Origin of the sequence: Streptomyces shaanxiensis, assembly GCF_039537145.1 — a bacterium.
In the GTDB taxonomy this organism is placed as follows: Bacteria; Actinomycetota; Actinomycetes; order Streptomycetales; family Streptomycetaceae; genus Streptomyces; species Streptomyces shaanxiensis.
The window spans coordinates 407,878-421,250 of sequence record NZ_BAAAZY010000006.1; the positions used below are offsets into that span (position 1 = coordinate 407,878).

Annotated in this window: 10 protein-coding genes; 6 read left to right on the top strand and 4 right to left on the bottom strand. The window is 69.2% G+C overall.

Going from position 1 to position 13,373, the window contains the following annotated elements; all coding sequences use genetic code 11:
- Positions 1–186 precede the first annotated feature (186 nt).
- Positions 187–1,407, bottom strand: a complete 1,221-nt coding sequence (locus ABD932_RS08630; RefSeq protein ID WP_345010270.1) for an NYN domain-containing protein — start codon at positions 1,405–1,407, stop codon at positions 187–189.
- 245 nt (positions 1,408–1,652) lie between these two features.
- Here ABD932_RS08630 and ABD932_RS08635 point away from each other — a divergent pair, with 245 nt between their 5' ends.
- Entirely contained in the window at positions 1,653–1,817 is a 165-nt protein-coding gene (locus tag ABD932_RS08635; RefSeq protein ID WP_093907043.1) for a hypothetical protein, read from the top strand.
- Positions 1,818–1,908: 91 nt separating this feature from the next.
- On the opposite strand, the gene dnaE is transcribed toward ABD932_RS08635, so the two are convergent.
- Positions 1,909–5,448, bottom strand: a complete 3,540-nt coding sequence (dnaE, locus tag ABD932_RS08640) for a DNA polymerase III subunit alpha (RefSeq protein ID WP_345010274.1) — start codon at positions 5,446–5,448, stop codon at positions 1,909–1,911.
- Positions 5,449–5,682: 234 nt separating this feature from the next.
- Between dnaE and ABD932_RS08645 the strand changes: the two genes are divergently transcribed.
- From ABD932_RS08645 to ABD932_RS08660, 4 genes are all read left to right on the top strand, one after another.
- Positions 5,683–7,017 (top strand): DUF2252 domain-containing protein, encoded by a 1,335-nt coding sequence (locus tag ABD932_RS08645; protein ID WP_345010276.1) that lies wholly within the window; start codon positions 5,683–5,685, stop codon positions 7,015–7,017.
- Positions 7,018–7,106: 89 nt separating this feature from the next.
- On the top strand, positions 7,107–7,802 hold the full coding sequence (locus ABD932_RS08650; RefSeq protein ID WP_345010278.1) for a hypothetical protein: 696 nt from the start codon (positions 7,107–7,109) through the stop codon (positions 7,800–7,802).
- A 79-nt stretch (positions 7,803–7,881) separates the two neighbouring features.
- Complete coding sequence (locus ABD932_RS08655; protein WP_345010279.1) at positions 7,882–8,721, top strand: thioredoxin domain-containing protein; 840 nt, start codon at positions 7,882–7,884, stop codon at positions 8,719–8,721.
- Between the two features lie 80 nt (positions 8,722–8,801).
- Positions 8,802–10,484: an alkaline phosphatase D family protein gene (locus tag ABD932_RS08660; RefSeq protein ID WP_345010280.1), complete on the top strand. Its 1,683-nt coding sequence runs from the start codon at positions 8,802–8,804 to the stop codon at positions 10,482–10,484.
- 285 nt (positions 10,485–10,769) lie between these two features.
- Here the strand turns inward: ABD932_RS08660 and ABD932_RS08665 are convergent, their stop codons facing one another.
- Positions 10,770–11,339 (bottom strand): dienelactone hydrolase family protein, encoded by a 570-nt coding sequence (locus ABD932_RS08665; protein WP_345010282.1) that lies wholly within the window; start codon positions 11,337–11,339, stop codon positions 10,770–10,772.
- 95 nt (positions 11,340–11,434) lie between these two features.
- Between ABD932_RS08665 and ABD932_RS08670 the strand changes: the two genes are divergently transcribed.
- On the top strand, positions 11,435–12,553 hold the full coding sequence (locus ABD932_RS08670) for a mechanosensitive ion channel family protein (RefSeq protein WP_345010284.1): 1,119 nt from the start codon (positions 11,435–11,437) through the stop codon (positions 12,551–12,553).
- A gap of 54 nt (positions 12,554–12,607) precedes the next feature.
- Here the strand turns inward: ABD932_RS08670 and ABD932_RS08675 are convergent, their stop codons facing one another.
- Positions 12,608–13,348: an SDR family NAD(P)-dependent oxidoreductase gene (locus ABD932_RS08675; RefSeq protein ID WP_345010286.1), complete on the bottom strand. Its 741-nt coding sequence runs from the start codon at positions 13,346–13,348 to the stop codon at positions 12,608–12,610.
- Between the last annotated feature and the right edge of the window lie 25 nt (positions 13,349–13,373).

A 13,373-nucleotide genomic window follows, 5' to 3' on the forward strand; every position in this document is an offset into this window, starting at 1 on the left:
AGTGCCTGTCCCACGCGCGTACTCACAAGGGACGAGACTACGGGGTCCGGACCCCAGGTCCGTCCTCGGGTCGGCCACTCGGTACAAACCGCCAGCTCGCGACCACAAATCTCGCGGTAGCGATAAATCCACCGGTGACCGTGAATCCGCCGCAAGGACGCTCAACCACGCACGAACCCTGTCGAGTCACTCGCCGACAGGCGCGTGCTCCGCCGCGGTCCGCACATCGATCTCCCGCCAGAACCCGGCCCGAATCGCGTACCGGTCATGCTCGTCGATCTGGTCGTCCTTGTGCGCGAGCAGCCCGAACCGAGCCGCGTACCTGAGCAGCTCCCCGTCGATCCGATGCGGAATCCGCGGATACATCCCGGACAGCCGCTGCAGATGGCCCTGGTCCCCCAGCCGCCCCATCCACCGCCGCGCGAAGACCTGCCCCACCTCGTAGGGATCGCCGCCGACGGTCGTGATGTCCTCCTCCCGGTCGGCCCACCGCTGCTCCGCCGTGGTCAGCTGCGCCAGCGTCGGCATGGACGCGGCCTCGGCCGGCTCCGCCGCGACACCGGGCCGGTCGACCCACCCCTTGTCGGAGGACCAGCGCAGCGTCGCGCTCGCGGGGTTCTGGGCCGGCTGCACACCGGGCGCGCGCAGGGCGGCGAGGTCCTTCGGCGTGGGCACGCCCTTGGGCGCCGGCACCCGCTCCTGGGTGCCGTTCTCCGAGGCGGCGGACGCCGCTTCGTGCTCGCCCTCCTCGCGGGGTCGCTCGGCCCGTGCGCCGAGCGCGGAGTCGGGCAGCGGCGCGGACAGGATCGCGGCGATCTCGGGCCGGGGCACGGGCGGGGGCGCGCAGACTCCGGTGAGTTCCTTGGCGCGTACGGCCTTGGTGATCCACGTACGGTCGAGCACGCGCCGCTCGTCGGCCTCGGCGACCAGGTCCTCGGACTGGTTGTAGTCGCCGTCGGCGGCCTGTACGGCCCACAGGTGTACGGCGACGCCGTGCTCCTTGGCGGCCATCATGCCCGGCAGCAGATCGCCGTCCCCGGTCACCAGCACCACATCTGAGCAGGCGCGGTTGCGGGCCAACTCGGTGAGTTCGGCGTGCATCGCGGCGTCCACGCCCTTCTGTGCCCAGCGTCCGTCGCTGCGGGTCAGGGCGCCGAGGCGGACGGTGACCCGGGGCATCACGCGCAGCCTGCGGTGCTCGGGCTGGGGGACGCGGTCGGGGGCGCCGTCGAACCAGTAGATGCGCAACAGGGGCTGCTGGGTGTCGGACTCGGCGCGTTCGCGCAGCCCCTGGATGAGGGCGGTGTGGTCGACGGTGATCCGGGACCGGGAGGGCTCCCCGGCGAGAAGGCTGGCGGCGGCGCCCAGCAGATACCCGGCGTCCACCAGGACGATGCAGCGGTCCACGCGACTCACCCTCTTCCTGGGAGGTTTGCTTCGGGCTTCCTTCGAGTCTGCCCGACCACGCGGGGGTTAACGGGGCGAACTCGATCTTCGGCGTGGCGTTTCGGGGCATCACCGCCGCGACACGCCATGCCTCACGCCCCGACAACCGCTGTCACACACGGTAATTGTCCGAAATGCGTTCTTTGTCAGCCTATGTGAATCTGGTCGCGGCCCTGGCCCCTAGATCCCCCACAGGAGGCACCACCATGGCCAAGAACAAGAAACAGGACCGAAAGCAGCCGCAGTCCGAGCGTGGCCAGCAGCAGGCTCAGCAGTCGTCGATGGAGACGCAGGCCGAGCAGCGCGCCACGCAGGTGACCCCGGGCGACATGGCCCGCAAGGGCCGGCAGAAGCGCTTCGGTCACAACTGACATCTGCATAACGGGTTGTTGAGACCCAGGCACACGAAGAGGGGCGCATCCCGTGCGGGACGCGCCCCTCGCGCGTTTCTCTCGCGGTCGCTCAGCCCGCCAGGCAGGACGGCCCGAGCAGCACCTTCAGGTCACCGAAGAGCGCCGGGTCGGGCTTCACCCGGTGCCGGTCCAGTCGCAGCACCGTCGTCTTGGTCGGGCCCTGGAGCTTGATGCGGACCTCGCTCTCGCCCTTGTGGTGGCTGAGGATCTCGCCGAGGCGGCTGACCATCGGCGGGGTGACCCGGGTGGCCGGGATGGTGAGGATCACGGGCGCGTTGGTGCCGGCGTTCGACAGGTCGGGGACCTGGAGCTCCATCGCGACCAGACGCGGCACGTCCTCACGCTTGTCCAGGCGGCCCTTGACGAACACCACGGCGTCCTCGACGAGTTGGGTCGAGACGAGCTGGTACGTCGCCGGGAAGAACATGCACTCGATGGAACCGGCGAGGTCCTCGACCGTGGCGATCGCCCAGGCGTTGCCCTGCTTGGTCATCTTGCGCTGGAGCCCGGAGATGATGCCGCCGATGGTCACCACGGCACCGTCCGCGTGCTCACCGCCGGTCAGCTGGGCGATGCCCGCGTCGGCCTTGTCGGACAGCACGTGCTCCAGGCCGAAGAGCGGGTGGTCGGAGACGTACAGACCGAGCATCTCCCGCTCCTGGGCGAGCAGATAGGTCTTGTCCCACTCCTCGGTGGTGAACTCCACGTCGAGTCCGAACCCGGGCTCGCTGGTGTCCTCCTCGCCCATGCCGCCGAAGAGGTCGAACTGGCCCTCGGCCTCCTTGCGCTTGACCGCGACCACGTTGTCGATCATCGAGTCGAAGTGCGCGGTGAGGCCCTTGCGGGTGTGGCCCAGGGAGTCGAAGGCTCCTGCCTTGATCAGCGATTCCGTGGTGCGCTTGTTGCACGCGACCGCCTCGACCTTGTCGAGGTAGTCGGGGAAGGAGGCGTACTTGCCCTTGGCCTTGCGGCTCCTGATGATCGACTCCACCACGTTCGTGCCGACGTTGCGCACGGCTTCGAGGCCGAAGAGGATCACGTCGTCACCCTGCGCGGCGAAGTTGTGCACCGACTCGTTGACGTTCGGCGGGAGCACCTTGATGCCCATGCGCCGGCACTCGTTGAGGTAGACGGCCGACTTGTCCTTGTCGTCCTTGACCGAGGTGAGCAGCCCGGCCATGTACTCGGCGGGGTGGTTGGCCTTGAGGTAGGCGGTCCAGTACGAGACCAGGCCGTACGCGGCCGAGTGCGCCTTGTTGAACGCGTATCCGGCGAAGGGGACCAGCACGTCCCACAGGGCCTGGATGGCCTCGTCGCTGTAGCCCTTGTCCCGGGCGCCCTTCTGGAAGAGGACGAAGTTCTTGGCCAGTTCCTCGGGCTTCTTCTTGCCCATCACGCGGCGCAGGATGTCGGCCTCGCCGAGCGAGTACCCGGCGATGATCTGGGCGGCCTTCTGCACCTGCTCCTGGTAGACGATCAGGCCGTAGGTGACGTCCAGGACCTCCTTGAGAGGCTCCTCCAGCTCCTTGTGGATCGGGGTGATCTCCTGGAGCTTGTTCTTGCGCAGGGCGTAGTTGGTGTGCGAGTCCATGCCCATCGGGCCCGGACGGTACAGCGCCGACACGGCGGAGATGTCTTCGAAGTTGTCGGGCTTCATCAGGCGCAGCAGGGAGCGCATCGGACCGCCGTCGAACTGGAAGACGCCCAGGGTGTCGCCGCGCTGGAGCAGTTCGAAGGTCTTCGGATCGTCGAGCGGCAGGGCCAGCAGGTCGAGGTCGATGCCCTTGTTGGACTTCACCATCTTGACGGCGTCGTCCATGATCGTCAGGTTGCGCAGGCCGAGGAAGTCCATCTTCAGCAGGCCGAGCGACTCGCACTGCGGGTAGTCCCACTGCGTGATGGTCACGCCGTCCGTGTGCCGCACCCAGATCGGGGCGTGGTCGACGATGGGCTCGCTGGACATGATCACGCCGGCGGCGTGCACACCCATCTGCCGCACGAGACCCTCGACGCCCTTGGCGGTGTCGATGACCTTCTTGACGTCCGGCTCGTTCTCGTACATCCCGCGGATCTCGCCCGCCTCGCTGTAGCGCGGGTGCGAGGGGTTGGTGATGCCGTCGAGGTCGATGCCCTTGCCGAGGACGTCGGCGGGCATCGCCTTGGTGAGGCGGTCGCCCATCGCGTACGGGTAGCCCAGCACGCGCGCGGAGTCCTTGATCGCGTTCTTGGCCTTGATCTTGCCGTAGGTGCCGATCATGGCGACCTTGTCGGCGCCGTATTTCTCGGTCACGTACCTGATCACCTCGACGCGCCGACGCTCGTCGAAGTCGATGTCGACATCGGGCATCGAGATGCGCTCGGGGTTGAGGAACCGCTCGAAGATCAGGCCGTGCGGGATCGGGTCGAGGTCGGTGATGCCCATGGCGTAGGCGACGATCGAGCCGGCCGCGGAGCCTCGGCCCGGGCCGACCGCGATGCCCTGGCTCTTGGCCCACATGATGAAGTCGGCGACCACGAGGAAGTAGCCCGGGAACCCCATCGAGATGATGGTGTCCATCTCGTACTCGACCTGCTTCATACGGTCGTCCGGGATGCCGTCCGGGAAGCGGCGGTGCATGCCGCGCATGGTCTCCTCGCGGAACCAGGTGACCTCGGTGTAGCCGTCGGGGATGTCGAACTTCGGCATGAGGTTCTTCGCCTCGAACATGCCGGTGGTGTCGACCATCTCCGCGACGAGGAGCGTGTTGGCGCACCCCTCCTGCCAGGCGTCCGAGGAGTCGATGGCGTACATCTCGTCCGTGGACTTCAGGTAGTAGCCGGTGCCGTCGAACTTGAAGCGGTCCGGGTCGGAGAGGTTCTTGCCGGTCTGGATGCACAGCAGTGCGTCGTGCGCGGTCGCCTCGTGCGCGTACGTGTAGTGCGAGTCGTTGGTGACCAGCGGCGGGATGCCGAGCTTCTTGCCGATCTCCAGCAGACCGTCGCGGACCCGGTGCTCGATCTCGATGCCGTGGTCCATCAGCTCCAGGAAGTAGCGGTCCTTGCCGAAGATGTCCTGGTAGTCGGCGGCGGCCTTCAGGGCCTCGTCGTACTGGCCGAGGCGCAGGCGGGTCTGGAGCTCACCGGAGGGGCAGCCGGTGGAGGCGACGATCCCCTCGGACCACTGGGAGATGGTCTCCTTGTCCATGCGGGGCCACTTCTGCAGCCAGCCCTCGGCGTACGCGTCCGAGGACAGCCGGAAGAGGTTGTGCAGACCCGTCTTGTTCACGGCCCACATCGTCTTGTGGGTGTAACCACCGGAACCGGAGACGTCGTCGCGCTTCTGGTGCGGCTGGCCCCACTGGATCTTGCGCTTGTTGCGCCGGGACTCGGGGGCGACATACGCCTCGATCCCGATGATCGGGGTGACTCCGGCCTTCTTCGCGCTGTGGAAGAAGTCGTACGCCCCGTGGAGGTTGCCGTGGTCGGACATGGCGATGTGCGTCATGCCCATCTCGTTGCACGCGTCGAACATGTCCTTCAGCCGCGCGGCACCGTCCAGCAGCGAGTACTGGGTGTGGACGTGCAGGTGCGTGAACGGCGGCTTTGACACGGTTTCGGCCTCCAAGGCAAACAGGCGTCGACAAGATCCGGACCAGATTCCGAAGGGCTGCGGACAGTCTGGGGGACAGCGTCGAAGTCTATGCCTCGGCACTGACACTCGGGCGGCTCCCCCGCGTACCTTCATGCGAAGAAGGCGGGCACTCCCTCGCACGCTCGTACGTTGCCATCAGGGGAGGTTCCGCCCCATACGTCATGCACCACCTGCACCAGGAGGCACCCAGCGATGTCGGTCCCCCAGCTCAACGACGAGCAGCGCGGCGACGAGATCCTCGCCGTCTTCGACACCGCCTTCGGCGAGCTCCTGGCCGCCGACCCGGCCGCGTTCCGCGTGAAGTTCCGCAAGATGGCGGCCTCGGCGTTCGCGTTCTACCGCGGCACGGCGTGCCTCTTCTACCACGACCTCGACGCCGAGAAGCGCGGCGGCCCGTACCTGGACGAGCGCACCTCGCGCGTGTGGATCCACGGCGACCTGCACGCCGAGAACTTCGGCACCTACATGGACGCCACCGGCCGGCTGATCTTCAACGTCAACGACTTCGACGAGGCGTACGTCGGCCCCTTCACCTGGGACCTCAAGCGCTTCGCCGCCTCGATCGCCCTCATCGGCTACGCCAAGGCGCTCGGCGACGAGCAGATCAGCGAGCTGGTGCGGATCTACGCGGGCGCGTACCGCGAGCGGGTGCACGCCCTGGCGACCGGCGCCAAGAGCGACGAGGTGCCGCCGTTCACGCTGGACACCGCCCAGGGCCCGCTGCTGGACGCGCTGCGGGACGCCCGTGCGCTGACCCGCTTCGGGCTGTTGGACTCGATGACCGAGATCCGTGACTTCGAGCGCCGCTTCGCCCCGGGCGGCGGCTCCATCGAGCTGGACGCGGCCACGCGCTACAAGGTGCTCGCGGCCTTCGACGGCTATCTGGAGACGCTGCCGGACGCCTCCCTGGACCGCCCCGACTCGTACCGAGTGAAGGACGTGGTCGGCCGCCGCGGCATCGGCATCGGATCGGCCGGGCTACCGTCGTACAACATCCTTCTGGAGGGCCACACGGACGCCCTGGAGAACGACGTCGTGATCTACATCAAGCAGGCCCAGACCCCGGCCGTCTCCCGGCACATCACGGACCAGGCGCTGCGCGACTACTTCCAGCACGAGGGCCACCGCACGGTGATCTCTCAGCGCGCCCTGCAGGCGAACGCCGACCCGTGGCTGGGCTGGACCGAGCTGGACGGCGCGGGCCAGCTGGTCGCCGAGGTCTCGCCGTACGCCGTGGACCTGGACTGGAGCGACATCGACGACCCGGAGGAGATCGCGGCGGTCGTCGCCGACCTCGGCCGGGCCACGGCCACCATGCACGCGGCGGCGGACGACACCTCCGGCGAGTCCCTGGTGCCGTTCTCCACCGAGCGGGCCATCGACGCGGCGATCGCGGCGGACTCCGACGGAGGTGCCGGCTTCGCGGAACTCCTGGTCGACTTCGCACACGGCTACGGCGCACGCGCGCGTGCCGACCACCAGATCTTCGTGGACCTGTTCCGCAACGGCCGGATTCCGGGTCTGTGACGGAACGGCCGCTCACAGGCGTTCCGTCGTCGCTCACAGGCACCCTTTAAGGGTCTCTTACAGGACTACGTGCCACACTCTTCTCCGCCATGGACATATCCGGGACCCAGCTACGAGCCGTACGCGCGGCGCTGTTCACGTCACTCGTCGTGACGCTCAGCACCGCGTCGCACGTGCTGCTGTCCCGGGCTCCGCTGCCGCTGAGCACGGTGGCCCTGCTCGCGGCGGCCGTGTTCGTGCTCGCGTACGCCATGGCCGGCCGTGAGCGGACCTACGGGCGGATCGCCGCGCTGCTGATCCCGCTGGAACTGGCCGCCGACACGATCCTCACCACCGGGCAGCACGTCTGCTACGGCCGGGCGGGCGGCCCGGTCACGGGCCCCCTGCGGTCCGTCGGCTTCGACGTACTGTGCGGCGACAACACCGCCGTGGGCACGTCCCTGGCCGGCATGACGGGCACCGACACCCGCCACCTGGCGACCCTCCTGACCACCCAGGCCGACCCGGCGACGCCCTGGCTCCTGCTCGGCGCGCACATCGGCGTCGGCCTCCTCGCGGCGGCCTGGCTGCGGCGCGGCGAGCGTGCCCTGGCCCAGCTGCTGCGCGCGGTGGCGGCGACCACGTTCCGCCCGCTGCTGCTCGCGGTCGCCGCGGTGACGGTGCGCCGGACCGCACCGGTCCGCCGCCTGCCGCGCCCCGCCCGCCGGACGGCCGGCGCCCGCAACCTCCTCCTCGTGCACTCCCTGGGACGGCGTGGACCACCGTGCTCGCCCGCCTTCGCCTGATCGCGAACGGCGTCTGAGCACCACAGCCCACCCGAACGTATTCCGCACACGACGTGTGCGCGTCCCCATGGAGATCAAGATGAGCAAGCGGAACAGCCAGGCGGCGAAGACGGCGGCCCGTGAGCGGCTGCGCGCCGAGCGCGAGCGCGAGGCGAAGCGGGCGAAGACGAGGCGGCAGATCGTCGTCGCCGCCTCGGTGGTCGGCGTCCTGGCGGCGGCCGGCGGCATCGGCTACGCCGTCGTCCAGGCCAGCAAGCCCAGCCAGTGGGAGGCGGTGAAGGACGACAAGGTCGTCGCACCGGCCAACACCACGGGCACGAACGGCACGACCGTCGTCATCGGCAAGGACAGCGCCAAGAAGACCCTCAAGGTGTACGAGGACCCGCGCTGCCCCGTCTGCGCCTCCTTCGAGCAGGCCGCCGGTTCGGTCGTCGACAAGGACGTCGAGGCCGGCAAGTACAAGATCCAGTTCATCGGCGGCACGTTCCTCGACGGCGACCAGCTGAAGGACGGCAAGATCGGTGCCAACGCCGAGGGCTCCAAGAACGCGATGAGCGCCATGGGCGCCGCGCTGAACGTGAGCCCGGAGGCGTTCATGGAGTACAAGACCGCGCTCTACTCGGCGAAGTTCCACCCGGAGGAGTCGGACGACAAGTTCAAGGACGACGACTACCTGATCGAGATCGGGGACTCCGTCCCCGCCCTGAAGGACAACGCCAAGTTCCAGAACGCCGTGAAGAAGGGCACGTACGACGCCTGGGCGCTCGCCATGTCGAAGTCCTTCGACACCAACAAGGACGGCGTGACGGGCACCCCGAGCTTCGTCATGGACGGCAACCTGCTCAAGACGTCCAACCCCAACCAGCCGTGGACGGCGGCCGAGTTCACCAAGGCGGTGGACGCGGCCCTCAAGGGCTGAATCGACGACTGGTCGAAGAGCGGGCGAACTTTTACCAGTTCGCCCGCTCTCGTTCATACCGATCAGTAACCTGATCGTCCGTGACCAGTCGATACAGATCATCCGAGCACGCGCCCTCGTCGTCCGAGAGCGCCAAATCCCTTTCCCCTCGCCGCCGTACGGTCGTCAAGGCCGCGGCGGCGACGGCTGTCCTGGCCGGCCCGCTCGCGGCCGCGCTGCCCGCCGGCGCCGTCGACGCGGCCCCCGCCTTCCTGCACGGCGTCGCCTCCGGTGACCCGCTGCCCGACGGCATCCTGCTGTGGACCCGCGTGACGCCCGTGCCCGAGGCGACCCCCGGCTCCGGGCTCGGCCCGGACACCGAGGTCAGCTGGATCGTCGCCCGGGACAAGGCGCTGACGAACATAGTCGCCAAGGGTTCGACGCCCGCGAAGGCCGCCTCCGACCACACCGTCAAGGCGGACATACGCGGCCTGGAACCGGCCACCGACTACTGGTTCCGCTTCTCGGCGGGCGGCACGGACTCCCCGGTGGCGCGCACCCGCACCGCGCCGGCGGCGAACGCGTCCGTCACGGGCCTGCGCTTCGGCGTGGCCTCCTGCGCCAACTGGGAAGGCGGCTACTTCTCCGCGTACCGCCACCTCGCGGCCCGCGGCGACCTGGACGCCTGGCTGCACCTGGGCGACTACATCTACGAGTACGGCACCGGCGAGTACGGCACGCGCGGCACCGTCGTACGGCAGACCACGCCCACCCACGAGATCCTCACGCTCGCCGACTACCGCATCCGGCACGGCAAGTACAAGACGGACCCGGATCTGCAGGCCCTGCACGCGAAGGCGCCCGTCATCGCGATCTGGGACGACCACGAGATCGCCAACGACTCCTGGTCGGGCGGCGCCGAGAACCACACCGAGGGCGCCGAGGGCACCTGGGCCGCGCGCCAGGCCGCCGCCAAGCAGGCCTACTTCGAGTGGATGCCGGTGCGCCCGGCGATCGCCGGCACCACCTACCGCCGCCTGCGCTTCGGCAAGCTCGCCGACCTCTCCCTGCTCGACCTGCGCTCCTTCCGCTCGCAGCAGGTGTCCGTCGGCAACGGCGAGGTCGACGACCCGGACCGCACCCTCACCGGCCGGGCCCAACTGGACTGGCTGAAGGCGGGGCTGAAGTCCTCCGACACCACCTGGCGGCTGGTCGGCAACTCGGTGATGATCTCGCCGTTCGCGATCGGCTCCCTCACCGCGGACCTGCTCAAGCCGCTGGCCAAGCTGCTGGGCCTGCCGCAGGAGGGGCTCGCCCTCAACCCCGACCAATGGGACGGCTACACGGACGACCGCCGGGAGCTGCTCGCCCACCTGCGCTCGAACGCGATCCGCAACACCGTGTTCCTGACCGGCGACATCCACATGGCGTGGGCCAACGACGTGCCGGTGGACGCCGGTACGTACCCGCTGTCCGCCTCCGCCGCCACGGAGTTCGTCGTCACCTCGGTCACCTCCGACAACCTCGACGACATCGTCAAGGTCCCCGAGGGCACGGTCTCCGCGATCGCCTCGCCGATCATCAAGGCCGCCAACCGGCACGTCCACTGGGTCGACACCGACCGCCACGGCTACGGCGTCCTGGACATCACGGCCGACCGCGCACAGATGGACTACTACGTCCTGTCCGACAAGACGAAGCAGAACGCGACCGCCTCCTGGGCCCGTTCGTACCGCACCCGCAGCGGCACGCAGAAGGTGGAACGCACCAACGATCCGGTCTAAGGACCACGTCCCGAGCAACCCGGACGATCTTCAATACGTCGAACATACTGACGGGCCGCCGCACTGGCGGTCCGTCAGTTCTGTTCACGATGGGAGTCACATGGCCACCCCCCGAAGTGTCCTGACGAAGACCGCGGTGGTCGGCGCCGCCGCCCTGACCCTCGCCACGCGGAACCGCGGGGCACGAGCCTGCGGATAGCCTGCTCCACCACCAACGGTCCGGGCACTTCGCTTCGCTGGTCAACCCGCCGAAGAAGTGCTGACGACCTTCCGGAGGCCGTCAGGCTAGAGGGTGTCGAGGAAGCCGAGTGCCACCCGCCAGGTGGCCTCGGCGGCCTCCTCGTCATAGTCCGGCAGGTCGGGGTCGGTGTAGACGTGGCCGGCACCCGCGTATCGGTACACCTCCACGTCGGCGCCCGCTCTGCCCATCTGCAGATACCAGGCGCTCAGCCAGTCGTCCGTCTCGAACGGGTCCGGCTCGGCGACATGCAGCTGCACCGGAAGATCGTCCACCGAGACGTTCGGCGCGATGTCCGACGTGCCGTGCAGGAGCAGCAGCCCGCGCGCCTTCTCGTCACCGAGCGCGAGGGTCTGGGCGATGGAGGCGCCGAGCGAGAACCCGGCGTAGACCAGACCCCGCTCCGAGTAGGGCGCGGCGGCGAGCACGGCCCGCTTGAGCAGCTCGTCCTTGCCGATCCGGTCGTTGAAGTCCATGCCCTCCTCGACCGTCTCGAACGTACGCCCCTCGAAGAGGTCCGGCGTCCACACCTCGTGTCCGGCGGCGCGCAGCCGGTCCGCGGCCTGGTGCACCGCGGGCCTGAGGCCATAGGTCGAGTGGAAGAGCATGATGTTCATGAGGCCATGGTGCCAGCCGGGTCCGACAACGCCGTGACCACCGCCTCACCGACGCACATGTTCATGACCCCCCTCGAGTGGTTACGTTCGAGGGCATGGAGAACATACTCCGCCCGCTGATCGTGGTCGGCGGCTCGGTTCTGCTCACCCTGATCATCGGGTGGGCCACCGACCGCCTGATGCGCAAGGCCGACGAACGGCACAGTGAGACTCCGCTGTGGGGTCAGCTGCGCCGTGCCCGCGTCCCCTACCAGCTCGTCCTGTGTACGGCCCTGCTCAGAGGGTCGTACGACGAGGCCGAGCTGCTGCTGGAACACCGGGTCGCCGTCGGCCGGGTGCTGACACTGGTGCTGATCGGGGCGGCCGCCTGGCTGGCGATCCGGATCGCGGCCGCGGTCGTGGAGACGACGTACAGCCGCTATGCCCGCGTCCACCGCGACCCGGCCCGGGTCCGGCGGGTGCGCACCCAGGTGACGTTGATCATGCGTGTGGTGGCGGCGGTCGTCGGCGTGGTCGCCGTGGCGGCGATGCTGCTGACGTTCCCGGCGATGCGCGCGGCCGGCGCCTCGCTGCTGGCCTCGGCCGGCATCCTCGGCATCGTCGCCGGTGTCGCGGCCCAGTCCACGCTGAGCAACATGTTCGCCGGGCTGCAGATCGCCTTCGGCGACATGGTGCGCATCGGGGACACGGTCGTGGTCGACGGCGAGTGGGGCACCGTCGAGGAGATCACGCTGACGTTCCTCACCGTGCGGACCTGGGACGAGCGCCGGATCACCATGCCGGTGTCGTATTTCACGTCGAAGGCCTTCGAGAACTGGTCGCGCGGCGGTGCCCAGATGACCGGCACCGTCTTCCTCCACGTCGACCACTCGGCGCCGATGGAGGCGATGCGCGGGCAGCTCCGCGACATCCTGCGCGCGTGCCCGGCGTGGGACGGCCGCGACTACGGCCTGGTCGTCACCGACTCGACGCCCAGCACGATGGAGGTGCGGGCGCTGGTCACCGCGAAGGACGCGGACGACCTGTGGACGGTCCGGGTCACGGTGCGCGAGGAGCTGATCCGTTGGCTGACCGAGCGGCACCCGTACGCGCTGCCGCGCGTCAACGCGACGGACGCGGTCCTGCCGCCCGGCTTCCCCGTCCCCCAGCGCGTCCCGACCGGCCGCCGCCCCCACCAGCACGACCACCAGCCGACGCGCCCGGAGCGGCCCTGACCGGCAAAGCCGGCTGTGGCCGTCGGAGGCGGCTTCCGGCCGTCTCCGACCGGCTCAGTGGCCGCGCTCGGCCCCGCCGTTCACCTGGATGATCTGCGAGGTGATGTGCCCGGCGCCGTGGGACGCCAGCCAGTGCAGGGTCGCGGCGACGTCCCCCGGCGTACCGGCCCGCCCGGTCGAGGTCTCCGCGACCAGCCGCGCCCGCCGCGCCTCGTCCATGCCGTCGCCGAAGAACTCGGTGTCCTCGACATACCCGGGCGCGACCACGTTCACGGTGATCCCGCGCGGCCCCAACTGCCGGGCGAGATCATGGGCGTACGGGTGCAGCGCGGCCTTGGACGCCGCGTACGCCCCGCTGCCGGACCCCCGGAAGGCGGCGATGGAGCTGAGGAACAGCACCCGCCCGCCAGGGTCGGCGAGCCGGTCCTTCAGGGCCTCGGTGAGCAGGGCGGCGGTCAGGGTGTTGAGGCCGAAGTTGAGGGTCCAGTTGTGCAGGACGACGTCGAGGGGCTCGTCGCTGTCCACCCTGGGCTCCAGATACCCGCTGCCTCCGGCGCTGTGGATCAGTACGTCCACGGTGCCGAACTCGGATGCCACGAAGCGCTCCACGCCCCGTGCGCCGCTCGTCCTGCTCAGATCCGCCGCGTAGGTGAGGGCACCGGGCACACCGGCCCGCTCCAGCACCTCGGCGCGTCGCCCGAGCAGCAGGACCCGGTCCCCGTCCGCCGCGAACAACTGGGCCGCCGCGAGCCCGATTCCCGTACCGCCACCACTGATCACAACGTTGCGAGCCATGATCCGAGCGTACAAAGGGAGGCAG